This is a genomic window from Methylacidimicrobium sp. B4 (genome assembly GCF_017310545.1).
Lineage (GTDB): Bacteria > Verrucomicrobiota > Verrucomicrobiia > Methylacidiphilales > Methylacidiphilaceae > Methylacidimicrobium.
Map to the genome: position 1 here is coordinate 253950 of NZ_CP066203.1, position 23780 is coordinate 277729.

General features: G+C 65.0%; 24 protein-coding genes, 2 tRNA genes and 1 pseudogene. 17 read left to right on the top strand and 10 right to left on the bottom strand.

All coding sequences use genetic code 11. From position 1 onward, the window contains the following. Positions 1–227 precede the first annotated feature (227 nt). From MacB4_RS01160 to pgm, 3 genes are all read left to right on the top strand, one after another. The gene (locus MacB4_RS01160) at positions 228–1904 is read left to right on the top strand and encodes a Na/Pi cotransporter family protein (protein WP_206864067.1); all 1677 of its coding nucleotides are present in this window, start codon (positions 228–230) and stop codon (positions 1902–1904) included. 108 nt (positions 1905–2012) lie between these two features. Next, on the top strand, positions 2013–2867 hold the full coding sequence (purU, locus tag MacB4_RS01165; protein WP_206864068.1) for a formyltetrahydrofolate deformylase: 855 nt from the start codon (positions 2013–2015) through the stop codon (positions 2865–2867). Between the two features lie 108 nt (positions 2868–2975). Then, entirely contained in the window at positions 2976–4619 is a 1644-nt protein-coding gene (pgm, locus tag MacB4_RS01170) for a phosphoglucomutase (alpha-D-glucose-1,6-bisphosphate-dependent) (protein ID WP_206864069.1), read from the top strand. 10 nt (positions 4620–4629) lie between these two features. Here pgm and MacB4_RS01175 read toward each other — a convergent pair whose 3' ends face one another. After that, complete coding sequence (locus tag MacB4_RS01175; protein ID WP_206864070.1) at positions 4630–6225, bottom strand: DEAD/DEAH box helicase; 1596 nt, start codon at positions 6223–6225, stop codon at positions 4630–4632. A 169-nt stretch (positions 6226–6394) separates the two neighbouring features. Between MacB4_RS01175 and MacB4_RS01180 the strand changes: the two genes are divergently transcribed. Beyond that, on the top strand, positions 6395–7525 hold the full coding sequence (locus tag MacB4_RS01180) for a DUF763 domain-containing protein (RefSeq protein ID WP_206864071.1): 1131 nt from the start codon (positions 6395–6397) through the stop codon (positions 7523–7525). Positions 7526–7550: 25 nt separating this feature from the next. Here MacB4_RS01180 and MacB4_RS01185 read toward each other — a convergent pair whose 3' ends face one another. Both MacB4_RS01185 and MacB4_RS01190 read right to left on the bottom strand, forming a co-directional pair. Further along, positions 7551–8387: a hydrogenase expression/formation C-terminal domain-containing protein gene (locus MacB4_RS01185; RefSeq protein ID WP_206864072.1), complete on the bottom strand. Its 837-nt coding sequence runs from the start codon at positions 8385–8387 to the stop codon at positions 7551–7553. Then, positions 8374–8517, bottom strand: coding sequence for a hypothetical protein (locus MacB4_RS01190; RefSeq protein WP_206864073.1), 144 nt, complete (start codon positions 8515–8517; stop codon positions 8374–8376). The genes MacB4_RS01185 and MacB4_RS01190 overlap by 14 nt, the downstream gene beginning before the upstream one ends. Positions 8518–8795: 278 nt before the next feature. Here MacB4_RS01190 and MacB4_RS01195 point away from each other — a divergent pair. The 8 genes and pseudogenes from MacB4_RS01195 to MacB4_RS01230 all read left to right on the top strand — a co-directional run bounded on the left by MacB4_RS01195 (position 8796) and on the right by MacB4_RS01230 (position 13749). After that, positions 8796–8880 (top strand) — tRNA-Ser (locus MacB4_RS01195). Positions 8881–8923: 43 nt separating this feature from the next. Next, positions 8924–9112, top strand: coding sequence for a DUF1697 domain-containing protein (locus tag MacB4_RS01200; RefSeq protein ID WP_206864074.1), 189 nt, complete (start codon positions 8924–8926; stop codon positions 9110–9112). Positions 9113–9144: 32 nt separating this feature from the next. Further along, positions 9145–9573, top strand: a pseudogene (locus tag MacB4_RS01205) (hypothetical protein); the annotation flags it as partial. Then, on the top strand, positions 9540–10199 hold the full coding sequence (locus MacB4_RS11140) for an HNH endonuclease (RefSeq protein WP_242529270.1): 660 nt from the start codon (positions 9540–9542) through the stop codon (positions 10197–10199). The pseudogene MacB4_RS01205 and the gene MacB4_RS11140, both read left to right, overlap by 34 nt. Positions 10200–10223: 24 nt before the next feature. After that, a complete protein-coding gene (locus MacB4_RS01215) occupies positions 10224–10517 on the top strand; it encodes a hypothetical protein (protein ID WP_206864076.1) in 294 nt (97 codons plus the stop codon). Positions 10518–10584: 67 nt separating this feature from the next. Continuing rightward, positions 10585–10655: transfer RNA gene (locus MacB4_RS01220), tRNA-Gly, on the top strand. 681 nt (positions 10656–11336) lie between these two features. Beyond that, the gene (locus MacB4_RS01225) at positions 11337–12596 is read left to right on the top strand and encodes an RNA-guided endonuclease TnpB family protein (protein WP_206864893.1); all 1260 of its coding nucleotides are present in this window, start codon (positions 11337–11339) and stop codon (positions 12594–12596) included. Positions 12597–12963: 367 nt separating this feature from the next. Further along, positions 12964–13749, top strand: coding sequence for a hypothetical protein (locus MacB4_RS01230; RefSeq protein ID WP_242529271.1), 786 nt, complete (start codon positions 12964–12966; stop codon positions 13747–13749). A gap of 36 nt (positions 13750–13785) precedes the next feature. On the opposite strand, the gene MacB4_RS01235 is transcribed toward MacB4_RS01230, so the two are convergent. After that, entirely contained in the window at positions 13786–14835 is a 1050-nt protein-coding gene (locus tag MacB4_RS01235) for a GlxA family transcriptional regulator (RefSeq protein ID WP_206864077.1), read from the bottom strand. 203 nt (positions 14836–15038) lie between these two features. Between MacB4_RS01235 and MacB4_RS01240 the strand changes: the two genes are divergently transcribed. The 5 genes from MacB4_RS01240 (at position 15039) to MacB4_RS01260 (ending at position 19443) form a co-directional block, all read left to right on the top strand. Next, a complete protein-coding gene (locus tag MacB4_RS01240; RefSeq protein ID WP_206864078.1) occupies positions 15039–15350 on the top strand; it encodes a hypothetical protein in 312 nt (103 codons plus the stop codon). A gap of 207 nt (positions 15351–15557) precedes the next feature. Continuing rightward, a complete protein-coding gene (locus tag MacB4_RS01245) occupies positions 15558–16556 on the top strand; it encodes an NADP-dependent oxidoreductase (RefSeq protein ID WP_206864079.1) in 999 nt (332 codons plus the stop codon). A gap of 8 nt (positions 16557–16564) precedes the next feature. Further along, positions 16565–18064, top strand: coding sequence for a glycerol kinase GlpK (locus MacB4_RS01250; RefSeq protein WP_206864080.1), 1500 nt, complete (start codon positions 16565–16567; stop codon positions 18062–18064). A gap of 147 nt (positions 18065–18211) precedes the next feature. Beyond that, positions 18212–18772 carry an IS607 family transposase gene (locus tag MacB4_RS01255; protein ID WP_206864081.1) on the top strand — a complete coding sequence of 187 codons (561 nt, stop codon included), beginning with the start codon at positions 18212–18214 and terminating at the stop codon, positions 18770–18772. A gap of 68 nt (positions 18773–18840) precedes the next feature. Then, positions 18841–19443 carry a hypothetical protein gene (locus tag MacB4_RS01260; protein WP_206864082.1) on the top strand — a complete coding sequence of 201 codons (603 nt, stop codon included), beginning with the start codon at positions 18841–18843 and terminating at the stop codon, positions 19441–19443. 54 nt (positions 19444–19497) lie between these two features. On the opposite strand, the gene MacB4_RS01265 is transcribed toward MacB4_RS01260, so the two are convergent. From MacB4_RS01265 to modA (MacB4_RS01290), 6 genes are all read right to left on the bottom strand, one after another. Further along, complete coding sequence (locus MacB4_RS01265) at positions 19498–19830, bottom strand: hypothetical protein (protein ID WP_206864083.1); 333 nt, start codon at positions 19828–19830, stop codon at positions 19498–19500. A gap of 132 nt (positions 19831–19962) precedes the next feature. Next, entirely contained in the window at positions 19963–21030 is a 1068-nt protein-coding gene (gene modC, locus MacB4_RS01270) for a molybdenum ABC transporter ATP-binding protein (protein WP_206864084.1), read from the bottom strand. A gap of 1 nt (position 21031) precedes the next feature. Then, positions 21032–21709 (bottom strand): molybdate ABC transporter permease subunit, encoded by a 678-nt coding sequence (modB, locus tag MacB4_RS01275; RefSeq protein WP_206864085.1) that lies wholly within the window; start codon positions 21707–21709, stop codon positions 21032–21034. Continuing rightward, positions 21703–21843, bottom strand: a complete 141-nt coding sequence (locus MacB4_RS01280) for a hypothetical protein (RefSeq protein WP_206864086.1) — start codon at positions 21841–21843, stop codon at positions 21703–21705. Before MacB4_RS01280 ends, modB begins: the two co-directional genes overlap by 7 nt. A gap of 15 nt (positions 21844–21858) precedes the next feature. Further along, entirely contained in the window at positions 21859–22629 is a 771-nt protein-coding gene (gene modA / locus MacB4_RS01285) for a molybdate ABC transporter substrate-binding protein (RefSeq protein WP_206864087.1), read from the bottom strand. A 17-nt stretch (positions 22630–22646) separates the two neighbouring features. Then, positions 22647–23375 carry a molybdate ABC transporter substrate-binding protein gene (modA, locus tag MacB4_RS01290; RefSeq protein ID WP_242529272.1) on the bottom strand — a complete coding sequence of 243 codons (729 nt, stop codon included), beginning with the start codon at positions 23373–23375 and terminating at the stop codon, positions 22647–22649. Positions 23376–23780: the final 405 nt, after the last annotated feature.

The window sequence follows — 23780 nt, forward strand, 5'->3', positions numbered from 1 at the left end:
GGGCTCGGAACGTCCCGGCCGCGCCGGGCCGACCCAGGCAGCGGGAAGGCGCCGAATCATTTCCGATCGAACTACGGGGATCAAGAGAAACCTTCCTCCCTCCAAGAGCGCATTTTTACGCTGCCGAAAGCCGATCGGCAGCAAAATGGAGTTGCGACCTCCTCTCCCCCTGGTTCATAGAGCAGCGTGGGTCTGGACGTGAAGCGGATTCCACGGGTGCTCTCTCTATGCGACTCGGCCTCGCCCTCATCGATCTCGCCGGTCTGGCCGCCCTGCTGCTCTGGGGGGTGCGAATGGTGCGCACGGGCCTGCAGCGCGCGTTCGGGCCGCGGCTGCGCCTGCTCATGGGGAGCGCGCTCGGCAGCCGCTGGCGCTCGTTTTTGGCCGGGATCCTGATCACCGCCCTGCTGCAGAGCAGTACCGCCACCGCCCTCATGGCGACCGGCTTCGTCGCCAAGAAGGTGGTCGGCCTGGTTCCCGCCCTGGCGATCATGCTGGGAGCCAACGTGGGAACCACGCTGATCGTACAGATTCTCTCCTTTCCGGTCTTTGCCGCCGCGCCCGCCGCGATCCTCACGGGCTATCTTCTCTTCGGCTCGCGCAATACGACGGCGCACGACCTGGGCCGGGTCTTCATCGGGATCGGCCTGATCCTCTCCGCTCTCCATCAGATGGTGCGACTCGCCGACTCCTATGCCGACTCCCCGGCCCTGAAAGCGTTTCTGGAGACCGTCTCCCGGCAGCCGCTGCTCGAAGCGCTCTGCGCGGCCGCCTTCGCCTGGGCGGCCCACTCGAGCGCAGCGGCCATTCTCCTGGTGGCATCCTTCGCGGCGAAGGGGGTGGTATCACTTCCCGCGGCACTCGCCCTGACCCTTGGCGCCAATCTGGGCGCGGCGATCAACCCGATCTTCGAAAGCACGACCGGGAGCGACCCGGCCTTTCGCCGGCTGCCGATGGGGAACCTGCTCAACCGGCTGGTCGGCTTCGCGGGCGGCCTCTTCCTCCTGCCGCTCCTCTCCTCCCGGTTGGAATCCTGGGAGCCCAACCCGGCGCGGGCGGTCGCCGACTTCCATACCTTTCTCAACCTGGCCCTTGCGCTCCTTTTCTTTCCATGGCTTTCCGCTTATGGCCGCTGGTTGACCACCTGGCTCCCGGACCGCAAAGAGAAGGAGGCCCTCGGTCAGCCGCTCTACCTGGATCCGGCCATCCTGGGAACACCGGCCGTCGCCTTGGGAAGTGCGGCCCGAGAGGCCCTTCGCCTGACCGATCTGCTCAAGGGCATGCTCGAAAAGTTTCGGGAGATCTTCGTCCGGGGAGACCGCTTGAAGCTGACCCCCATCCAGCGCGCGGGAGAGGCCGTCGATAAGATCCATCAGGCGATCCGGAGTTATCTCAGTGCCTTGGATCGCGACCTCATGAGCGAGTCGGAGCGGAGGAGGCTCGAGGACATTCTCGCCTTTTCGGCAAGCCTGGAGCAGGCGGCGGGAGTTGCCGAGAAGGAGCTGTTGGCCCTCGCCACCCAGCGGATCGAGAAGAACCTCGTCCTCCCTGCGACCGCCCAGGCTGAGCTCTCCTTGATCTTCGAGCGCATTCTCGCCAATCTGCAACGGGCCTGCTCGCTCTTCGTCACTCCGGATCTGCGCGTTGCCCGGACGCTCGCCGAGGAGAAGGATGCCTTCCGCGGCCTGGAAGCCAGGGCTTCGGCCGCGCACTTCGAAAGGATGCGGGCGAATCCCGCGGATCAGGATCCTGCGGGCGCTCTCGAGGTGAAGGTCGTGAGGCAGCTCAAGCGGATCAACGGCCTGGTGGTCGCGTCGGCGGCCTATCCGATCCTCGAACGGGAAGGAGAGCTTTTGCCGAGCCGGCTCCGTTCGGCGAGCGCGGAGGAAGCGGCGAAGGAGTAGGAGGCGGAGAAGCAGGAATTTTGCTTTGCGGCCTCCGCGCGGTTGCCGCAAAAAAGGAGAGGGGGCCGGAGCCCCCTCCTGCGTCAGCCTGAGAAGGAAGCACCAGCGATGTCGAAGAGTGCGGTACTCTTGATTACCTGCCCCGATCAAAAGGGCCTGGTCTCCACGATCGCCAACTTCCTTTTCGAGCATGGGGGCAACATCCTCCACGCCGATCAGCACCAGGATGCCGAGCTTGGCCTCTTCCTGATGCGCGTCGAGTGGGATCTCGAGGGGTTTGCTCTCGATCTTTCGGAGATCCCCTCCCGTTTTGGCCCGATCGCCCGGCGTCTCGGGATGGAGTGGCGGCTCGCCTCTTCCTCCCAGCGACCGCGGATTGCCCTTTTTGTCTCGCGCCAGACCCACTGCCTGGTCGACCTGCTCCACCGCTACCGGGCGGGCGAGCTCGCCTGCGAGATTCCCCTGGTCGTGAGCAACCATTCCGAGGGCCGCTGGATCAGCGCCGGCTGCGACATTCCCTACCATCGGATCGAGCTTCCGCCCGGAGGCAAGGAAGAAGCCGAGTCCCGCCAGCTTGCGCTTCTGGAGGAACATCGCATCGACCTGGTGGTGCTCGCCCGCTACATGCAGATCCTCTCTCCGACCATGGTGGCTCGCTTCCCCAACCGGATCATCAATATCCACCACTCCTTCCTGCCCGCGTTCTCGGGTGCCAGACCCTACCACCAGGCGTATGAACGGGGAGTGAAGCTGATCGGGGCCACGAGCCATTACGTCACCGAAATCCTCGACGACGGTCCGATCATCGAGCAGGACGTCGCTCGCATCTCGCACCGAGATGAGGTTTCGGACCTGGTCCGGAAGGGGCAGGATCTCGAGAAGGTCGTCCTCTCTCGGGCGGTCCGTTGGCACGTGGAGAACCGGATCCTGGTCTATGGCCGGAAGACGGTCGTCTTTTCGTAGCCTTGCGGGCCGGGCCATCCGCCTTGACCGAAGGCCAGCGAGAAGATAGAGAGAACCGGAGCCTCGGTTTCCCGAAAAGGCCCATTCCCCGGACGAAAGGAGAGTCTTATGGAGGTCAGCCCTTTGGCCGGCAAGCTGCCGCCCCTGTCGCTTCTCGCCGACCTGGCGAAGCTTACCTCGGCTTATTACGAGCTTTCGCCCGACCCCAAGGACGGAGACCAGCGAGTCAAGTTCGGGACCTCGGGTCATCGCGGGTCGAGCCTTCGCGGCTCCTTCAACCAGGGTCACATCCTTGCGATCAGCCAGGCGATCTGCGACTACCGCCGCGATCAGGGGATCTCGGGGCCGCTCTTCCTGGGCAAGGATACGCACGCACTTTCCGAACCCGCATTCGCGACGGCTCTCGAGGTCCTCGCAGCCAACGGGGTCGAAGTCCGCATCGATCCCGAGCTTGGCTATACACCGACCCCAGTCATCTCGCACGCCATCCTGACCCACAATCGAGATTCCGGGGCGGGACAGGCCGACGGGATCGTGATCACCCCTTCCCACAACCCCCCGACCGACGGGGGCTTCAAATACAATCCTCCCCATGGGGGGCCGGCCGACACGGCCCTCACCCGGTTGCTCGAGGAGAGGGCCAACGCCCTCTTGCCGGGAGACGGCTCGGAGGTGCGCCGCATGCCCTACGAGCGCGCCCTTTGCTCCGCCCAGGTCCAGCGCCATGACTACCTCGAGAGCTACAGCCGCGACCTGATCTCGGTGGTCGATTGCGATCTGCTCCGTTCTTCCTCGATCCGAATCGGCATCGATCCGCTGGGAGGTGCCGGCGTCCACTATTGGAAGCCGATCGCCGATCGGTACGGGTGGAACCTCACCCTCTTGAACGAGACGGTCGACGCCACGTTTCGCTTCCTCACCGTCGATTGGGATGGACAGATTCGAATGGACTGCTCCTCGCCCTATGCGATGGCGGGCCTGATCGGTCGGGCCCGGCAGTTCGACATCGCCTTTGGCTGCGACACCGATCACGACCGCCACGGAATCGTCGCTCCGAGCTGCGGCCTCCTCAATCCGAACCACTTCCTGGCGGTCGCCGCCTCCTACCTCTTCGGGGGCGCACGCCCTGGATGGAGTCCCGAAGCCGCCCTGGGGAAGACCGTGGTCAGCTCGGCCATCCTCGACCGGGTGGCAGAGGATGCCAAGCGGCCGCTCTTTGAAGTGCCGGTGGGCTTCAAGTGGTTCGTCGAAGGGCTTCTCTCCCGGACGCTCGGATTCGCGGGAGAGGAGAGCGCTGGAGCCACGCTCTTGCGGAAGGACGGCAGGACATGGACGACGGACAAGGACGGCATGGTCCTGGGGCTCCTGGCGGCGGAGATCACTGCGCGGACGGGCAAGGACCCGGGGGTGCTCTACCAGGAGCTCACCGGAAGGCTCGGCAATCCCTTCTACGAGCGGATCGACGCGCCCGCCAGCCACGAGCAGAAGAAGAAGCTGCTGGCCCTCTCGCCTGAGGAGATCGCGATGCCGACCCTCGCGGGCGATCCCGTGACGGCCATCCTCAATCGCGCCCCTTCCGGAGGCGACATCGGCGGGATCAAGGTCATTACCTCAAGTGGCTGGTTTGCGGCCCGCCCATCGGGAACCGAGGAGGTCTACAAGCTCTATGCGGAGAGCTTCCGGAACGTCCTCCATCTCCGCCAGATTCAGCAAGAAGCCAGGGCGACCCTCGCCAAGCTCTTCGCCCGATAGCGACGGGAGGTTACGCCTGGAGCCGCGAGGCTTCGAGCGCCTCCGGATGGAGCACGAACTCGTCGAGGCTGACGATTGCCTGCTCCACGGCGTCGGCCCCCAGCGTCTCCTCGGGATCGAGCGAATGGAGGAACCGCCGGAATTGAAGAAGCGCCTTCAAGGCCTCTCCCTCGCTCCGGACCCGTTCCCGGATTCGCCCAATCTCCTGGCGCGCGTCGATCCTTCCTTCCAGGACGAGCGTCTTCGCCAAGCTGAGATTCTCGGCGACGGTAAACTCATCGAAGTAGATCCGCCGCAGGACCTCGAGCAGCCGCTCGCCCGCTCTCGCGCGCCTTTGCAGCAGCCGACAGCTCCGGTCGATCTCCTCCATCGAGATCTCGACCATCCGCTGGAAGGTCAGAAGCTCCTGGGGGTGGAGGGCCGGGAAGGAGAGGGCGGCCAACTGCCGGAGCTCCTCCTCGATCGGCGTCCGATTGAGGATCCGCTTGATCGAGGGGAGCGGGCGGACGCGCAGCGGCTCGAGCGGCTTCTTCTTGAGCGAGCGGAAGAGCCGCTCGGTATCGAAGCCCCGCGCCTCGAAGCGCGTCTCCAGAAAGCCGACATACCCGGCTTCCTGGAGGTTGGGGCGTCCCGCCCGCCCGGCCATCTGGAGAAACTCCATCTTGGCGATCGGTCCAGTGACGTAGCGCGCCAGCTGGGCGAAGAGGACCGTCTTCACCGGCAGGTTGATGCCCAGGGAAAGCGCATCGGTGGCCGCGACAGCCAGGAGCAGGTTTTCCCGCGCGAGCCGCTCGACGAAGAGCTTCTCCTTGTAGAGTAGCGTGCCATGGTAGATGGCCACTCCCCCGGTCGCCATCCGGAGAAGGTCGGGCCGATCGACCCGGTAGCGCTTCGCCAGCTCTCGAACCCGTTCCCGCTGCGGTGCCCGCATCCTCCCCTGGGCGGCCGAGCAGAGCTCCCCTGCCAGCCCCATCACCCCCTTGTACGAGAAGGCAAAGACGAGCACGGGCGAGAGCTCCTCCCAGAGCTTTCGCGCCGAAGGCTCGCGATCCAGGTAATGGATCGGAACGGGGCGGCGGGCCTGCTCGATCAGCTCGATCGGCCGTGCCGCCAGCCGCGAGAGATAGGAGAGGAATCGACGGGCATCGACCGTCGCCGAAAGGAAAAGAAGATCGCTTTCCGGATGCGTGCCGGCGATTCCTTCGGCATAGGCTCGGGCACGTTCGGGATTGTGGACCATGTAGTGGATCTCGTCGACGATCACGCGCTGCCGCGGAAGGCCGCAAAAGCGGTTGGCATAGACCTCCTGGGTCATGCAGAGGATCGGAGCCTCGGAGTTGCGCTTCACATCCCCCGTGAGGATCCCGACTCCCTCCCCGAAGAGAGCCCGAAGCTCGAGATACCGCTCATTGGAGAGAGCCTTGATCGGGGCTGTGAAGATCACCCGGCGGCCTGGCTCCTCCCAGAGCTTCGCCCAGCGGTAGGCAACCACCGTCTTCCCGCTGCCCGTTGGGGCGGCGATCAGCGCGCTCTTGTTGCGCACCTGCTCCAGCGCCTCGGCCTGCCACGGATAGAGATCGATCCGTTTTCCGTAGAGATTGCGCATCGGAAGGCTAGGTGGACCTGCGGCGCAAGGACCGCTCGGCAACCGGTAAGGTCGGCACGGACAACGTTCCGCTCTTTTCCTTCCTTGCTCAAGGGAATAAATGAGGAGAGAAAGGATCGACCGACCCGTGGATCGAAGGCGAATCGGGCGGCTTTCCTGGTGACTTTCGATGAAACGGGCTTTGGCTGAGCTGCCGCTGCACGGCGGGAAGGCGCCCGCCGCCCTCTTCGACCGGATGGTCCGTCTCGCCGGAGCGGTGGTGATGGCGATCGTCGACGAGCATGGTTCGGAGGAGATGCTCCGCCGTCTCGCCGATCCCTGGTGGTTTCAGGCCTTCGGCTGCCTGCTGGGCTTCGACTGGCACTCCTCCGGCCTGACCACCGTGACCTGCGGCGCGCTCAAGGAGGCTTACCGGGCCTACGGCAGCGAGCTGGGAGTCGTGGTGGCCGGAGGGAAGGGGGCGACGAGCCGAAAGGCGCCGGAGGAGATCGCGCGCGCCGCCGATCGTCTTGGGATCTCCCAGGGGGAGCGCCTCGCCTATGCCTCGCGGATGAGCGCCAAGGTCGATTCGGCTGCCGTTCAGGACGGCTACGCGCTCTACCATCACAGCTTCTTCTTTACTCCCCGGGGCGGCTGGTGCGTGGTCCAGCAAGGGATGAACGAAGGATACGGGAGGGCCCGCCGCTACCATTGGATGGGCGAATCGGTCGCCGACTTCGTCTGCGAGCCTCATGCCGCGATTGGCGATCTTTTTACCCCCGCCAAGGAGGCTCCGCGCTCAGCCCCGGGCGACCTTCTCAACATGATCGCCGCCGAAGCGGGTCCCAACCGCGTGGCGAGCGCCGCCCTCATCCGGGACGATCCGGAGCGATTCCTGGAAACCCTGCGAGCCGCAGTCGAAGGACCGACCCTTTTTGCGCCGACGCGACACGCGCTGCTTCCGATCGATGTCGACCTCGCGAGGCTCGGACGCATCGTCGCCGCCGCACACCGGATCGCCCCGAAAGATTTCGAGGCCCTGCTCGGGACGCCGCAAATCGGTCCCAAGGCGATCCGAAGCCTGGCACTCACGGCTGAGATCATCTACGGGGCTCCCGTCTCCCACCGGGATCCTGCCCACTCCAAGCGATGGGCCGACTATGCCTACGCGCACGGCGGGAAGGACGGACACCCCTTTCCGGTCGACCGGCGTCTCTACGAGCAGGATATCGCTGTCGTCACCGATGCGGTCCGTAACGCACGTCTTGGCCATACCGAAAAGACCGAAGCGCTGCGGCGGCTCGCACGGCTGGGCGGCTAACCGATCGGCGGATCGCCGCGGCCCCTTACTCCACGTAGAGCTGGAGGAGGCGTCGCACGCGCCGGGCGCCGACCACGAAAGCGGACGGTGGAAAGCTGACCGCAGCCGGATACCGGCCGATCTCCAGGAGAGAAGCTTCCTGCTTCCCCGCCGAGGTCCGCACCTCAACCCGCCAGACGTCGCGCCACTGGGTCGCGAAAAGCCACCACCGGCAGCGTCCCTCCATCCAGACGATGATGGGTGCCTGACCGAGAAAGGCCGCGAGCCTTTCGTAATCAGACCGAAGAAGCGGGTGCAGCCGCAGGTTGATCTCCCGAGGCACGCGCTCCCGTTCCCAGGCGTGCGCCTTCTCCACCAGCTCCCGGAGAACCGCCGAAGCGGCGACCGATTCGGCGGCAAGAGAAGAGGGAGGGGGCGCAACTGCGGGAAGAGCGTCTGTCGCCTCGCACACGAACCTCGGAAGCACTCCGACGTCGATCGCATGGGAGACCTCTTCGGCACCGATCTGCTTTGCGGTGAACCAGACCCCGCTCAGCATGGTCGCCATCGCCGTTTGTGCGTCTCTCCCCGGAGCCTCCACGATGGCCGTTCCTTCCCCGAGGATCCCCAAGAGCAATTCCTGCTCCTCCGGAGCGAGACCCGTGAGCGGGATTTGCGTGGGCCGCTCCCACAAACGCTGGCTCAGAAGCGCCCGCTCCAGTGTCGAGAGCGCTTCCTCGATGCGCGGTGCATAGTCGAGGAACGGCTTGTCCGACTTCAAAACGGCGGCTTTCTTCTTTGCCTTCTGGATCTTTTCAAACGATGAGGGGAACTTGCCCTTGCCGACCGAAAGCGGGATCAACGATTTCCTAGAGGAGAGCATAGGAGGTCTCGATCCATGACCCGAAGGGGGTCGCTCTCGGTTTCGGGATAACGGTGAGCCTGGCGGCTTCCCATCCATAGGCTGCCGGAGCCATCGCACCGCGGGCGACAACAGAGACGTCGACGCTCATGTTTCCATAAAGCCCGGTTAGCTATTCTTAAGGAACAGGCCGGTCTTCGCAAGCCGAAAGGTCAAGCGAACATACCCTGTATTGACATACGGCATTTTCCCGGTAGCGGATCCTCCTGCTGCCTTGACCAATTCAACGGAAGCGCCTCAAGAGGTGCGGCGCCCCTGGCGGCGGCAGATGGCACGAAATCCTCGTTGTCCTTCCGCTCCTCCAAACGTACCCTCTTGCTGTCCACTGTCTAGGGAAGATTGCCTCTCCCGAGATCGTAGACCGAAGAGGGACAGGTGGCAGAGCGGTTGAATGCGGCGGTCTTGAAAACCGCTAGCTCGCAAGGGCTCGTGGGTTCGAATCCCACCCTGTCCGGCCTGCCGGCGGGCCCCGCATGCGGCTGTAATGTCCAGGCCCGATGAGCAAGACCGCAACCTGGATCGCACGGCTCCGAGGCGTGAACGTCGGCGGCAGGAACCGGCTGCCGATGGCCTCGCTCGTTCCGGAGCTCGAGAAGATCGGGCGATCGCCGATGCAGAGCTACCTCCAGAGCGGGAGTCTGCTGTTTGCGGCCCCGGTTTCCCAGCACTGCTTCTCTCCACGGTGATCGTCTGATTCCTCCGCCTTCGCCACCGCCTCGAGATCCGCGTCCTTGTGCTCAGCGAGGCGGAGTTTCTGGCGACGGCCGCCAATCCCTTTCCGGATGCCGAGGACGAAGCCGAGGGGAAGGAACTCCATCTCTTCTTTCTGGAGGCGACGCCCGCGTCGATCGATGCGAAGCGCTCAAACACCCTCCAGTCGACCACCGAATCCTGGCGGCAGGTCGGCCGGGTCTTTTCCCTCGATGCGCCCGGCGGGTTTGACGCCTTGAAGCTCGCCGCCGGGGCCGAACGGATCCTCGGCGTCCCCGCAACGGGGCGGAACTGGCGGACGGTCTCCCAGATCCGCGGCCTTGCGCGTGGGCTTTCAGAACCCATTCGCATCCCGCACCCAGGCGGTTGCGGAGAAAAGGTCAACTCGCGTAGGATCCCTCGATGCGTTCCGCATTTCTTGCTTTTGCCTTCCTGATCGCCCTCGGCTGCGAAGCCATGGCCGACCCGCCGATCCTTCCCGATCCCAAGCTCACTCCCGGTGACACCTTTCCCGTCAGCCGAGCCGACCTATGCGTCCCGGGCTACGCAAAGAAGGTTCGGGACGTTCCGTGGGCAGAAAAGCGCGAGCTGCTCCGCCGCTACGGAGTCCCGCTCGCGGACCGGAGCAGCTATGAGATCGACCACTTGATCCCGCTCTCCCTGGGCGGCTCCAACTCGATCCGGAACTTGTGGCCGCAGTCCCGGAGGACGCAGCCTTGGAATGCGGGGAAGAAGGACTTCTTGGAGGACCGTCTCCACCAGCTCGTCTGCTCGGGAAAGGTCGATTTGGCCGAAGCCCAGAAGGCGATTTCCACCAACTGGATCGACGCTTACCAGAAATACATCGGGCAGGGGGGAGGAAGGCGGAAGGAGCGGTCGCGGGTGGGCGAGCCACCCGGGGCGCGGGCCGGCCAGGGCTCTCTTGTCTGGGTCAACACGAGCTCCGGAGCCTACTGGAAGCCCGGATCTTCCTTTTACGGAAAGACCAGGCGGGGGCAATATATGAGCGAGGAGGAGGCTAAGGCCAAGGGCTTCCATCCCGCGCACGGCACGGGAGAATGACGCAAGAGGACGAAGGAAGGGACGATGGCACTCAATCGAAAGCTGAGCCCGATCCTGCACGGAAGGCGGATCGCGAAGTGCGAAGCCGCTCCGGATCAACTCTCTGTGTCTTTTTCGGATGGCTCCGTTTTGGTCGTGCGGTTGGCGGCGGCCCCTTCCCATCTTCCCGCCTCCGGCGGAGTCGAGAAGGTGCTCGAAGCGGGCAACCGCTTCGTGCTCGTCCTCGAGGGCGACTCGCAAGTCGAGCTCACGCTCGCCGATCCGGGTTCTTCGATCTCTCTCCGCGACGGGCGGGGGCAGGTCGAGTATCTTGGATAGATCGGCCGAAGCCGCCGGAATGCTTTTGACAATTTGGCCAATCGAAGGGAGCATTGCCCACTGCTACGCGGGTGTAGTTCAGTGGTAGAACACGGGCTTCCCAAGCCTGTAGCGAGGGTTCGATTCCCTTCACCCGCTCTCCCGTTGACGGTCCGCCCGGGACGCCAGAGAACGACGCGGGCGGTTGCTTCTTGACCCAGGACCTTCGTTGCCTCAAGGCCGCCTGCCTTCCGGGCAGGAAAGCCATCCTCGCCGCGCTCGGCTTTCCCGCGCTGCCCTTGGTTAGCTTCGGGCGGGGGCTCTTCCCCGATCGATCGTCCAAGGACGCGGTCCTCGGAGAGGAAAAGGCATGCACCCCGGGTGGAGCACGGTCAGGAGCTGCCCGGGCCGGATAGGCCTTGGTGCTGCAGGAAGCGCTCTGCACGCCATCCCGGTGCAGGAGTCGGAGGGGATGCTGGAAGGAATGCCGGAGGGGTGGCCATGGGGAGAAAAGCCCGCCGATGACGAGAGCAAGGAGGCGCCCGCCGAGGAGGGTGGGGAGGAGGCGCCTCCGCCACAGGAAGAAGCCCCATAGGCCTGGTCTTGGCAAGGCTCGAGGGTGTCGTAACGCTCTGATTCCATCCTTTCTCCTACCCACCCGCGCAAGCGGCTGAGCCTGACCTGGAGCGCGACAAGCCTCGCCGTTCAGGGCGGGGAAGGATAGCGGGGGAGGCGTTAGCTTTGGCTGAGTGTCCGTTGCTGGATGGACTCGTCACTGGACATTTCACGGAGACCAGGGAACGTTTGCATCCATCATGATACGCCCGTATGATTGAGCGCATGCGGCGGCTGCAAGCCTTCAGGTTTCAACTGCGGCCAGACGGCCAGCAAGAGCGGCAAATGCGCCGCTTCGCTGGCTCGTGTCGGGTTGTGTTCAACGAGGCGTTGAACTTGCAGATGGCGCGTTACGATGCCGGAGAGAAGAGGCTCGGTTACGCCGGGCTGTGCAAGGAGCTTACGAAATGGCGTAACGGCGATCCCATGCCTTCCGGGCGTGTCGCGCCTTGGCTGGCCGATGCGCCCGTTCATCCCTTGCCACAGGCGCTCAAGGACTTGGAGCGGGCCTACAGTAACTTTTTTGCCCAGCGGGCCGACTTCCCGCGCTTCAAGAGGAAGGGCCAGTCGGATCGCTTCCGTTACCCCGACCCGAAGCAGATCAAGCTCGACCAGGCGAATGGCCGCCTGTTCCTGCCCAAGCTCGGCTGGCTGCGCTATCGCCTCAGCCGGGACGTGTTGGGAGAAGTGAGGAGCGTCACCGTCAGCCAGTCCTGCGGCAAGTGGCACGCGAGCATCCTGGCCGAGCGCGAAGTCGAGCAACCCATCCCGAAGGGCGGCGCGGTCGGCATCGACATGGGCGTGGCGCGGTTCGCCACGCTTTCGGATGGCACGTTCTATGCGCCGCTCAACAGCTTCAAGCGGCATGAAACCGCCCTGCGCAAGGCGCAGCAGGCCATGAGCCGCAAGGTCAAGTTCAGCAACAACTGGAAGAAGGCCAAGGCCCGAATCCAGAAGATTCATTCCCGCATCGGCAATGCCCGCCGCGACTCCCTGCACAAAGTCACGACCACGATCAGCAAAAACCACGCGATGGCGTGCATTGAGGACTTGCAGGTGCGGAACATGTCCAAGTCGGCTTCGGGCACGGCGGATGCACCGGGAAGAAACGTTCGGGCCAAGTCTGGACTGAACAAGTCCATCCTCGACCAAGGCTGGTTCGAGTTCCGGCGGCAGCTGGAGTACAAGATGGAGTGGAGAGGCGGCCGCCTTCTGGTCGTGCCGCCGCGGAACACGAGCCGGGCTTGTCCGTGTTGCGGCCACGTGTCGGCGGACAACCGTCGGACGCAAGCCCGGTTCGAGTGCGTGGAGTGCGGTTTTGAGGAAAACGCCGATTTGGTCGGCGCGATCCATGTTTTAAGGGCGGGACACGCCCGGATCGCCTGTGAAGTGAGCGGCATCGAGCCGCCAGCAGCAGGAACCCACCGAAGCGGCTCATTCCGGTTTAAGCCCGGATTGAGCGCCGTAGGAATCTCCGAACTTTAGGCCGGAGAGGATGTCAACTCCCTCCCATCGGATGGTTCGCCGGCTAGCTGCGAAAGTCTCTCCCGAGGCCCGTAAGAACCGAGTCGCTGCGGGCCCAGGGTGGCCCCTCCTCCGGGGCGGAGATTCGACCCGTACGGCGGCCTGCGCGGATTCCAAACTGAACAAAAGCCGTCGCGGGAACGTCGAATTAGTCGGACGGATCGACTCTTTCCTCGGCCGAGGAGGCCGGGAGCGGGCGGCCCCCGTCCGCGTGCGTCAGGTTCCGGGTCCGATCGGCTCGTCGTGCCTCCCGGATTCCGCCGGGGCGAGAGGTCCGATCCTCGATGAACGCCCGTCGGAAAGGAGAGAATCGTTCCGGCATACTACTATGCTGAAAAGACCGCTCGATCTAGTGCCGCTGGTCGCGACGGCCGCGTTGGCCGCTTCCTTGCTCGACCGCCTATCGACCAGCGATCCATCCCGGCAGGAACCGGGCTTCCACTCCTCCCCCTGCCTCCCCGGGCTCACGGAGGGCGGGAACCAACCCGTGGAAGGGAGCCAGAAGATGCGCATCCGCTCCATTTCCCCTGCCGCGATCGGGCTGACGTGGTGCTGCCCCAACGACCGCTACGCCCGGGAATTGGGAGAGATCGCCCTCCGACAGCTTCAAGGGAGATACTGGATTGGAGCCAACGGGCATCTCTATGTGAACGGGGCTAACTATGCACATCGAGCCCTGCTCTTGCGGAGTTTCCCAGGATCGACCGGCCTACCGGAAAGCTGGTCGTGGCTCGCGGAAATGGCCAACTTCCATGGTCCCGAGGTCTGGTCCTCCTCTCGCGAGATCTCCCCTGCGGAAAGGCGCCAAGGGGTAGAGTGGAGGGGCGGCTTCCTGCTCGCGCGAAGGGTTCTCGATCCGGTCACCTTCCAGCCGAGAACGGCGTTCCGGCTCTTTTCCTACTCCGACCGATCCTGGGAGAGGTGGCGCGAGGGGATCGTGGTGGTGAGCGCCAATGCGACCCGGAAAAACGGTCGATGGAACATTCAGTGGCGGCTGGAGGCGGATGGGGACCGTTTCCTGCTCGGCAACGACCCGGGCGTCCATCCCGAGCATGCGGCCCTCTTTGGCGAGCCCTTCTTCCTCCTGCCGATCGGCGCAAGCGACATTCCCTAGCGCTTCCGAGGACGACGGGGCCGCCCGCTTCCTCCGCTACGTCGCCGTCGGGCAGGAGCAGGACTCCGAGGCCGCTTCCTCCTTCTCCGGATCGGCACAGAAAACCGTGAACTTGCGCCGGTAGCGCTTGGGTGAGATGCCGACCTGCTTGAGGAAGAGGCGGCGAAAGGAGCGGGAATCATCGTAGCCGACCTCGGCGACGATCTCCTCCACCGTCCGATCGGTGTTGGCCAGGAGCTGCTTGGCCCGCTCGATCCGCAGCCCCTGCCGATACTCCCCCGGGCTCTCTCCTAAGGCGGTCCGAAACCGGCGAAGGAGGGTCCGGGGACTGACCCCGCAGGAGGCGGCGAGCTCGGGGAGCGAAAGGGGCTTTTCGGGAGCCTCGGAGAGGAACTCCTGGGCTCGCCGGACGACGCTGTCCCCATGCGGCTGCTGGTTCAATCGAACCATGTAGGGAAGCTGAGAGTTGCGCTCCGGGTCGACCAGCGTAAACCGAGCCACCGCGAGGGCCTGCTCCCGGCCGAGGAACCTTTCGGCGAGCTGGATCATCAGGTTGAGATAGGCGGTCGCACCGCCCGCGGTGATGACTCGACCGTCCTCGACGACGAGCCGGGAGATCTGCCACCGGACCTCGGGATAACGCTTCCGGAAGTAGTCCGCATGGCACCAGTGGGTCGTCGCTCGGCGTCCGTGGAGAAGGCCCGCTTCGGCGAGGAAGAGCGCTCCCGAGCAGGAGGTCGCCACGGTGGCACCCCGGGCGTAGCTGGTGCGGATCCAGTCGAGATAAGGGCGATTGCGCTCGAGCGCCTGCTCAAAATCGGCTTCCGGACCCGGGACATAGATCAGGTCGGGAGCGGGCATCTCGCCGAGCGCACCGTCGGACCGGATCCGCATCGACTCGAGCTCGACCGGCCTTCCGTCGACCGAGAGCAGATGGACGCGGAAGCGCCCCGGGCCGCAGGGCCGGCAGGGGCCTGCGAAACCCGAGCCGATCTTTCCCAGAAGGTGAGCGGGTCCCACGACCGACACCGGAATGACTCCCCAGAGGAGCGGGATTGCTGTCGTGATCGAGAAGGGGGGTTCCATCTTAGGAGAACCATAGAGCCGGAGACGCCGACCCTCCAAGGCAGAAAGAGCGGTTGGCGCTTCTGACCCGAAGTTTGTCTTTGGGCACCCTGGAAGAAGATCCCCCATTCCGGCAGAGTAGCCCGCGGATCGTCCGGAGCGTAGGCTTGAGTGGAGCCGCACGTTCCTGAGCGATCCAGGGAACACCCAAGGAGAGCAAGACCATGAGCGAGTGCGAAGAGAAGAGCTGCTGCGAGGAGACGAGCTGCCACGAGAAGGAAGAGCAGAAGTGTCCTGAAGAGGGATGCCTCGTGGAGCATATCACGAAGATGTGGGAATCGGCCGGCTGCCGGGCCTGGCGGGAAGTCGTGGACGAAATCCTCAAGGAGAAGATCCGGGCGCGATGGGGCGCGGAGCTCGAGAAGGGCGCGGAAGCCTTCGTCGCGGCCATGGAAGCGGGCTGGCAGGCCAAGGTCTCCAGCGCCAAGGCGAAAGCCGAGTTCCGGAAAGCGGTGGAGAAGGGCCTTCTGGGCTAACGGACGGTGGTAGGGTCGCGCTCTCGGCGACCAGGAATGGCTGCTCTCTTACCGGGGCAGCCATTCTTTTTTGCCTTCGCACGGGCAAGCCTTCCTAAATCGCTCGGTTTCGTCCGCTGATCCAACCCATCCCCCAGGCGCATTTCTCTTCCTTCATTGGTAAAAATCTGTTGAAGGGCGGACAGCCACGCCGGAGGATCGGAGGAGGTGAGCCTCCCCAATCGACAGCTGCTCCTGGTCCGCCGACCGGAGGGAGCTTTCCGGAACGAGGATTTCTTGCTCGCCACGACGGAGCTCCCGGAGGATTTGGCCCCTGGGGAGATCCTGGTCCGGAATCTCTTCGTGTCGATCGACCCCTACCTGCGGCTCCTGGCCGGCGGCGGGGAGACCTTCACCCGATCGCTCACGCTCGGGCAACCGATGGCGAGCTGGGCGGCGGGAGAGGTCGCGGCTTCGCGGGATCCCGGGATCGCATCGGGGGACAAGGTGGTGACCTACCTCGGCTGGCAGCTTTTCGGCATCTGCCGCGGGGCGGAGGCGCGGAAGGTGAGCGGTCGCTTGCCCTTGCCGGCCTACCTCGGCGTCGCGGGCATGCCGGGAGTGACCGCCTATCTGGGCATCTTTGACATTGGTCGTCCCAAGGCGGGGGAGACCGTCGTCGTCTCGGCCGCGGCGGGAGCGGTCGGAGGCATTGCGGGCCAGCTCGCCCGGATGCACGGCTGCCGCGTGGTCGGCATCGCCGGTGGCCCCATCAAGTGTCGGCATGTCGTCGAGGATTTGGGCTTTGGTGCCTCCGTCGACTACAAGGCGGCCGATTTCCCAGGCGACCTTGGCCGCGCGGCTCCAGAAGGGATCGACCTCTATTTCGACAGCGTGGGAGGTCCGGTCCTGGAAGCGGTGCTGCCGCTCCTCAACCCTTTTGCCCGGATCGTCCTCTGCGGCCACATCTCGACCTACAACCGCCCGGAAACCCCCGTCCCGAAGGGATGGGAGTTCCTCCTCTCGCGCCGGGTCCGCCTCCAGGGATTTATCGTCGGCGACCGGCTCGACCGCTGGCCCGAGGCCTTGGCACGCCTCGAGCGTTGGGCGGCGGAAGGAAAGCTCCGCTACGAGGAGACGATCGTCCGAGGTCTTGAGCACGCTCCGGAAGCCCTTCGGGATCTTTTTCAAGGGAAATCCCTCGGCAAGCTGGTGGTCGCTCTCTAGCGAGGCGCATGGAGTATATTCTCGCCCTCGATCAAGGAACGACGAGCTCCCGGGCTCTGCTCCTCGATCGCAAGGGAGAGATCGCCTCGCAGGCGCGGCGGCCCATTTCGATCCTCACCCCAAGGCCCGAATGGGTGGAGCAGAGCCCCGAGCTGCTCTGGAGCTCGCTCGAGGAAGCGGCGCGTGAGGCTCTTGAGCGCGTGGGAGTCAAGCCGCGGCAGGTTGTTGCCATCGGCATTGCCAACCAGCGAGAGACCTTCCTTCTCTGGGACCGACGAAGCCTTGAGCCGCTCGGAAACGCCATCGTCTGGCAGGACCGCCGGTCGGCGGCGCTCTGCGACCGGTTGCGGAAGGAGGGTTGGGAAGAGGCGATCCGGGCAAGGACCGGCCTCCGGCTCAACCCCTACTTCTCGGGGAGCAAGCTTCTCTGGCTGTGGGAACACGTTCCGGTGCTCCGGAGCCGTCTCGACCGCCTCTGCTTTGGAACCGTCGATAGCTGGCTGCTCTCCCAGCTGACCGGGGGGAAAGCCCACGCCACCGAGGAGTCGAATGCTTCCCGGACGCTGTTCTTCAATATCTATGAACGCCGGTGGGACCAAGAGCTCCTCAGCCTCTTTCAAATTCCCCCGGCGATCCTGCCACGGCTGCTCCCCTCGGCCGGCCTCTTCGGGAAAGGGGTGGGCTTCTGGGAGGGGATTCCGATTCTCGCGGTCCTGGGCGACCAGCAGGCTTCGCTCTTCGGCCAGCTCTGCTGGGGAGCGGGCAGCTTCAAGACGACCTACGGGACCGGAGCCTTCTCGCTCATGAACCTGGGGAACCGGCCCCTTGCGGCCACTGAAGGCTTGCTCGTCTCCTCCGGCTGGAATCGAGGGAAGAAGACCGACTACGTGCTTGAAGGCAGCGTCTTTATCGCCGGGGCCGCCTTCCAGTGGCTGGTGGAGGGTTTGCGTCTCGCCCCGAGCATCGGTCAGGTCGAGGCGTTGGCGCGACAGGCTCCCGAGGCGGAAGGGCTAGTCTTCGTCCCGGCTCTCACCGGATTGGGAAGCCCCTACTGGGACTGCTCGGCCGAGGGCCTCTTGATCGGGATGACCCGGAAAACCCGGCCTTCCCACATTGCACGGGCCGCGTTCGAAGGCGTCGCGCATCAGGTCTGCGACGTGATCGAGGCGATGGGCCGGGCGACGGGAGGTTCGCTTCACGAAATGAAGGTGGACGGGGGGGCGGCCCAGAGCGATCTCCTCCTCCAGATCCAAGCCAACCTGCTCGGGCTCTCGGTCGCGCGCTCCCGCTCTCCTGAGGCGACAGCGCTTGGCGTGGGCCTCCTGGCGGGCCGGGAGACCGGGTTCTTCACGAATCTGGAAGGGAGCTCCTTCGGGCAGATCGAGCGGATCTTCTCGCCCCTTCTCGATTCCCGGGAGCGGCTCCGCAAGCGGGAGGAGTGGAAGAGCGCGGTCGAGCGGGCCCAGGGATGGAGAGGGGAAGGATCCGCAGATCTCTCATCAGGTTAGGCTACTGGTTTCTCGCCTAGGAGAGCAGACGTGCTGATCTTCGATCCCGATCAGCCGGTGCTGGAGTTCTGGCGCACGGCGTCTGGAGGGTTGCTAATGGTTGACTAATCAATAGACATAACTCACGTTGTATCGCATTACTTTCCCATGAAGCTGAGCGTCTGGGCAAAGCGGCAGGGGATTGGCTACAAGACGGCTTGGCGGATGTGGAAGGACGGGAAGCTGCCCGTGCCGGCCGAGCAGCTGCCGACCGGGACGGTGATCGTGCATGCGGAGGAGAGGCAGCCCAGGGGCGTGGCCCTCTATGCCCGCGTCTCCAGCGCCGACCAGAAGGCGGATCTCGATCGGCAGCTGGCGCGGTTGACGGAGTGGGCGATCGCCAAGCGGTTGACGATCGTCGATGCGGTCAAGGAGGTGGGCTCGGGAATGGACGACCAGCGCAAGGGGCTCTTGCGGCTTTTGCGCGATCCCAAGATCGGTACCATTCTCGTCGAGCATCGGGACCGGTTGATGCGCTTGGGATGCGAGCCTCTGGAGGCGGCCTTGGCTGCACATGGCCGATCGGTGCGAGTTGTCGATCCGGAGGAGAGGACCGACGACAGGATCCGCGATCTAGAGGAGGTCATCCTCTCCCTGGCTGCGGGGCTCTACGGCAAGCGGTCCGCCAGGAACCGCGCGAGGAAGGCGCTGGAGGCTCTTCATCAGTGACCCTGCGCCCTTCCTCGATCAGAAGCGCTTGAGGCTCGCGGCAGCGCAGGCCGCAGCGCTCGACGCCTATGCGGATCTCTACGGGTGAGCCCAAGCGGGTCCTCTTCGCCCGGATGCGGGCGGGGATTCCGATGGGCGATCTCCAGTGCGAGTTCCTGCGGCGCTTCGGGATCCCCGCCCGGCAGTTCCACGCGATCCGGGTGGGTCTCGAGGGCAAGATCGCCTCGATCCGGGAGCGGCTCCCCGAGTCGATCGCCGAGACCGAATCCCGCATGCGGAGGGCCGAAAGCGCCGTCCCCATTCCCGGGGTGCGGTTCGCCGATGGCCGGGAGGAGATCCTTCGGGCGCTTGCCGCGAGCCCGATCCTCTCCTCGCAAACCAAGACGGGCCATCCCCCGTCCGGCAGCGGGAGGGGGGTAGCCGTGAGCCACCGCTTTCTCCGGGGACCAGAAGGGCTGGCGGGTCTGCGCGAGCGTCCCGGCCAGGCCCGTTCCCATTGCGACAACCCGTCTGGCGGGGGCGATTGGGATCGACATCGACCACGACCCTCTGGCCGTGGCGGAGAGGGGCCGATTCGGCAACCTGTTACAGTCCCTGAGGATCGACCTGAACTTTCCGGACACGAACACCCCACCAGGCGAAGGCGGTCCTCGGAGAGGCGGCAGGGATGATTGTGGAGATGGCCCGGGAGCGTGGGCTTCCCCCGAGCTCTTGAGCGCCTGGATCTAAAAGAAAGGAAGGCTGAGCTTGAGGTGGCGAGTCGATCCTCCGCCCGGAAGATCTCTTGGTTTGGCTACTCCCAGACCATCGCCCTGCTCAAGGTGGGGTGCTTTCGAGCCGGAGCCCAGGGGATCGAAGTCGATCCGGCCTACACTTCCGTGATCGGTGCCATGAACCACGCGCGTCGTCACGGGATCAGCGCTCACCAGGGCGCGGCCCATGCCATCGCCCGGAGAGGCTTGGGCCTCTCCCGCGCGTCCGGCCGTGCGGGAGGCCGTCGCGCCGGCCCGGAGGCTTGCGAGAGCCGCCCGCGCCTTGGCTCCCGGAAAGGCGGGCATGGGGTGCGACCTGGGCGTTGCCGGCGCAATCCCGGCAGGCGAACCGCCGGGAGCATCCCTCGGCCGACGTCGTCGACGACCTCCCTTTTGTATCCGTCCAAGCTAGGCCTCGAGCGGACATCGGCGGGACGCTCACTCCAGCAATGCGACCGACTTCACCTGTACCCAGAGCACTCGACCGGAAGTGACGCCGAGGGATGCGGCGGCTCGTCTGGTCAGCCGTGCGAGCAGCACCGATTCACCGACACGGAGGCGCACGAGCGCCAGGCCGGGATGCTCGTCAGCGCCGATGGCATCGACCTGCCCGCGCAGCACGTTCTGGATGCTGCTGGTCCCCGGCTCTTCGGCAAGGCTGACATCGCGAGCCAGCACCCGCACCCGGATGCGGCGGCCGACCGTCAGGCCCGGATCGGGTGCCCACAGGCTGCCGCCATCGAAATCCATGCGCGCCAGGCGCCACTCCTTGTCGACCGCGCCCACGGTGGCATCGAGCACGGCACCGGCATCCTCGCCGAGCCGGAAGGGCAGGTCGAGGCGAGCCAGGGTTTCGGTCAAGGGGCCAGCAGCCAGCACCTTGCCGCCCTCCATCGCCACCAAGTGGTCGGCCAGCCGCGCCACCTCGTCAGGCGAGTGGCTGACGTAGAGAATCGGAATCTCCAATTCGTCGTGTAGCCGCTCCAGATAGGGCAGGATTTCCCGCTTGCGCTTCCAGTCGAGCGCGGCCAGCGGCTCGTCCAGCAGCAGCAGGCGTGGGCTGACGGCCAAGGCGCGGGCGATGCCGACCCGCTGGCGTTCTCCGCCCGAGAGGCGATCCGGTCTGCGGTCGAGCAGATGGCCGATGCCCAGCAGCTCGATGGCCTGATCGAGGCTTACCCGCCGCGCATCCCGGACGCGCTTCCTGCCATAGCGCAGATTGCCCAGTACCGAGAGATGAGGAAACAGGCTGGCCTCCTGGAATACGAAGCCGATGGGCCTCCTGTGCGTCGGCAGCCATCGGTCGGCGTCTTGCCACACCTCGCCATCGACGGAGAGCCATCCTTGCGGCGCGTGCTCCAGTCCTGCGATGCAGCGCAGCAGCGTGGTTTTGCCGGAGCCGGAATGGCCGAAGAGAGCGGTGACGCCCCGACCAGGAAGGGTGAGATCCACGTCGAGGGAGAAGCTCGGCCAGTCGAGCCGGAAACGCGCATCGATGCCCGCCATCTCAAGCGCCTTTCTTCGGATTGGGACGCCAGGAGTAGAGGGCTAGCAGCACGAGGAAGGAAAAGAGCAGCAGCACCGCCGCGAGGCGGTGCGCCTGCAGGTATTCCAGCGCCTCCACGTGATCATAGATTTGCACGGAGGCGACACGGGTGATGCCCGGCAGGTTGCCGCCGATCATCAGCACCACGCCGAACTCGCCCACCGTGTGGGCGAAGGTCAGGATCGCGGCGGTCAGGAAGCCGGGGGCGGCCAGCGGCACGGCCACGGTGAAGAAGGCATCGAGCGGCGAGGCGCGCAGCGTGGCCGCCACCTCCAGCGGCCGGTCGCCCACGGCCTCGAAGGCCGTTTGCAGCGGCTGCACCATGAACGGCAGGGAATAGAAGACCGAAGCGACGACCAAGCCCCAGAAGGTAAAAGGCAAGAGCCCGAAGCCCAGCGCATGGGTGAGTTGCCCCACCGGCCCGTTCGGCCCCATCGCCAGCAGCAAGTAGAACCCGAGCACCGAGGGCGGCAGCACCAAGGGCAAGGCGACCACCGCGCCAATCGGCCCCTTCCACCAGGTCCTGGCGCGGGCGAGCCACCAGGCGATGGGTGTGCCGACCAAGAGCAGGATTACGGTGACGGTGCTAGCCAGGCGCACGGTCAGCCAGAGGGCCTGTAGGTCGCTATTGTTCAGCATGAGATCCCTCGCTGCACGTGCGGGAAGGTCTGGATGGCCGAGACCCGCAGTCTGCCGAAGCCGATCCATCCGCCCAGGGTACCGATCGGCGAGCCGGAGACGAAGCCTTGGCCGTTGCGCTCCCGGGTGCTCATGGCTGCGTGCTCGTGCTACTTGCTGACCACTTCGCCCGGGAGGACGAAGCCATACTTGGTCATGATGGCTCGCGCCGGTTTGCCGCCCATGTAGTCGGCAAAGCGGCGAGCCAGGTCGTTGCCTTCGGCTCGCTTGGTCAGGATGAAGCCTTGCTCCAGGGGTTCGTACAGGTGATCGGGGATCAGCCAGTAGCCACCCTTGCTCGCCAGCTCGGGATTGACCGCCAGAGCCAGCGCGATGACGCCGACCTGGGCGTTACCCGTCTGCACCAGCTCGGCGGTCCGGGCGATGTTCTCTCCATAGACGAGCTTCGGTTCGACCTTCTCCCAGAGCCCGGAAGCGCGCAGGGCCTCCTCGGCGCGCTTGCCGTAGGGTGCGTGCTTCGGGTTGGCGATGGCAATGCGGGTAATGTTGGCATCGGTCAGGTTGGCGAGCGTCATTTTGCGGGCGTCCAGCTTTGCGCTCCAGAGCACGATGCGGCCGAAGGCGTAGAGCCTCGGCTCGGAGGCGGCCAAGCCCGCCTTGGCTAGCTCGTGCGGAAAAGCGACATCGGCCGAGAAATAGAGGTCGTAGGGTGCCCCCTGCTGAATCTGGGTATAGAACTTCCCGGAGGAGCCATAAACCACGTCCACCTCGGCGCTGGCGTTGGCCTGCTGGAAGCTGGTGACGATCTCATCCATCGCAAACTTGAGATCGGCCGCCGCTGCGATGGTAATTTTTTCGGCATGGGCGGATGCCGCGCACCAGAATAGACAGGCGAATAGCAGGGACTGGACCAGTTTCACAGGAGTTCTCCTTGGAGTCAGAATTCGTAGCCGTAGGCGCGGATCACTTTCCTGGCCATCTCACTTTTGAGGTAGGCAAGCAACGCATCGGCCGCCGGATTGCCTTGGCCGTGGCTGAGCAGCACCGCGTCTTGCTTGAGGGTTGAATAGAGGCGGGCCGGCACGATCCAATGGGAGCCGGGGGCGAATTGAGCGTCCTGGTAAACCTGCGAGAGCGCCACGAAACCGAGCTCGGCATTTCCCGTGGCGACGAACTGATAGGCCTGGGTAATGTTTTCGCCAAGGACGAGCTTGCTTTCGAGCGGCGCGTAAACATGGAGCCTGGTCATCACCTCGACCGCCGCAGCGCCGTACACCGCAAGCTTCGGGTTGGCGAGGGCCAGATGCCGGAAATTGCCCTGCTTGAGTACCTCGCCCTTGTCATCCACCAGGCCCGGCTTGGCACTCCAGAGCACGAGCTTGCCAATGGCATACGTTATCTGGCTCCCCGGTATCGCCAGGCCGTCCCGTTGGAGGCGCATTGGGGTCTGGTCATCGGAGGAGACCAGCACGTCGAAGGGTGCCCTGTTCTTGATCTCTGCGTAGAACTTGCCCACTGACCCGTAGGCGACGATCGCTTTGTGGCCGGTCGCCTTCTCAAACTCTGGGGCGATTCGTTCCATTGGACCGGTGAAGTTGGCGGCAACTGCCACATGGACGCTTTCGGCATGGGCGAAGGTGCCCAAGAAGAGCGAGCAGGAAAGCATCAAAGGGCGCAGGAGCCTTTTCATGGGCAGCTTCCTTTTCCTCGGATCATGTCGCCAGAGAACCCACCGCATTGCGCTTGTCCGGTTCGCTACATCGTTCCGTGGAAAAAAACATAACGACGAGCCTATAGCATCGGGTGTACCAGAACAGAGCGAAGATCGGGAAGGGGCGGTCGGTGAACGTGCGGAGTGCCCCCGTTCCCGCCTGTCGCGCTGTCCACAACCGGCCTTCCGAGCCCTCGATTCAGAGAGTCGATCCGCAGCCACGCGCGTCTGCAGGGGACGCCGAGCGAGCGGGCCGCCCCGACAGCCCGGAGCTGGTCGATCTTGCCGGGGCCGATGGAGGTGCGCGCTCGCACCCGGAAACATGCCGAGGGAGGAGGATGCGCGGAGGCCTTCGGAGCC

Excerpts from the sequence above, each read along its gene's own strand:
- MacB4_RS01160 (WP_206864067.1), top strand. The coding sequence starts at position 228 with ATGCGACTCGGCCTCGCCCTCATCGATCTCGCCGGTCTGGCCGCCCTG.
- purU (WP_206864068.1), top strand. The coding sequence starts at position 2,013 with ATGTCGAAGAGTGCGGTACTCTTGATTACCTGCCCCGATCAAAAGGGC.
- pgm (WP_206864069.1), top strand. The coding sequence starts at position 2,976 with ATGGAGGTCAGCCCTTTGGCCGGCAAGCTGCCGCCCCTGTCGCTTCTC.
- MacB4_RS01175 (WP_206864070.1), bottom strand. The coding sequence starts at position 6,225 with ATGCGCAATCTCTACGGAAAACGGATCGATCTCTATCCGTGGCAGGCC.
- MacB4_RS01180 (WP_206864071.1), top strand. The coding sequence starts at position 6,395 with ATGAAACGGGCTTTGGCTGAGCTGCCGCTGCACGGCGGGAAGGCGCCC.
- MacB4_RS01185 (WP_206864072.1), bottom strand. The coding sequence starts at position 8,387 with ATGCTCTCCTCTAGGAAATCGTTGATCCCGCTTTCGGTCGGCAAGGGC.
- MacB4_RS01190 (WP_206864073.1), bottom strand. The coding sequence starts at position 8,517 with ATGAGCGTCGACGTCTCTGTTGTCGCCCGCGGTGCGATGGCTCCGGCA.
- MacB4_RS01200 (WP_206864074.1), top strand. The coding sequence starts at position 8,924 with ATGAGCAAGACCGCAACCTGGATCGCACGGCTCCGAGGCGTGAACGTC.
- MacB4_RS11140 (WP_242529270.1), top strand. The coding sequence starts at position 9,540 with ATGCGTTCCGCATTTCTTGCTTTTGCCTTCCTGATCGCCCTCGGCTGC.
- MacB4_RS01215 (WP_206864076.1), top strand. The coding sequence starts at position 10,224 with ATGGCACTCAATCGAAAGCTGAGCCCGATCCTGCACGGAAGGCGGATC.
- MacB4_RS01225 (WP_206864893.1), top strand. The coding sequence starts at position 11,337 with ATGCGGCGGCTGCAAGCCTTCAGGTTTCAACTGCGGCCAGACGGCCAG.
- MacB4_RS01230 (WP_242529271.1), top strand. The coding sequence starts at position 12,964 with ATGCTGAAAAGACCGCTCGATCTAGTGCCGCTGGTCGCGACGGCCGCG.
- MacB4_RS01235 (WP_206864077.1), bottom strand. The coding sequence starts at position 14,835 with ATGGAACCCCCCTTCTCGATCACGACAGCAATCCCGCTCCTCTGGGGA.
- MacB4_RS01240 (WP_206864078.1), top strand. The coding sequence starts at position 15,039 with ATGAGCGAGTGCGAAGAGAAGAGCTGCTGCGAGGAGACGAGCTGCCAC.
- MacB4_RS01250 (WP_206864080.1), top strand. The coding sequence starts at position 16,565 with ATGGAGTATATTCTCGCCCTCGATCAAGGAACGACGAGCTCCCGGGCT.
- MacB4_RS01255 (WP_206864081.1), top strand. The coding sequence starts at position 18,212 with ATGAAGCTGAGCGTCTGGGCAAAGCGGCAGGGGATTGGCTACAAGACG.
- MacB4_RS01260 (WP_206864082.1), top strand. The coding sequence starts at position 18,841 with ATGCGGATCTCTACGGGTGAGCCCAAGCGGGTCCTCTTCGCCCGGATG.
- MacB4_RS01265 (WP_206864083.1), bottom strand. The coding sequence starts at position 19,830 with ATGCCCGCCTTTCCGGGAGCCAAGGCGCGGGCGGCTCTCGCAAGCCTC.
- modC (WP_206864084.1), bottom strand. The coding sequence starts at position 21,030 with ATGGCGGGCATCGATGCGCGTTTCCGGCTCGACTGGCCGAGCTTCTCC.
- modB (WP_206864085.1), bottom strand. The coding sequence starts at position 21,709 with ATGCTGAACAATAGCGACCTACAGGCCCTCTGGCTGACCGTGCGCCTG.
- MacB4_RS01280 (WP_206864086.1), bottom strand. The coding sequence starts at position 21,843 with ATGAGCACCCGGGAGCGCAACGGCCAAGGCTTCGTCTCCGGCTCGCCG.
- modA (WP_242529272.1), bottom strand. The coding sequence starts at position 23,375 with ATGCTTTCCTGCTCGCTCTTCTTGGGCACCTTCGCCCATGCCGAAAGC.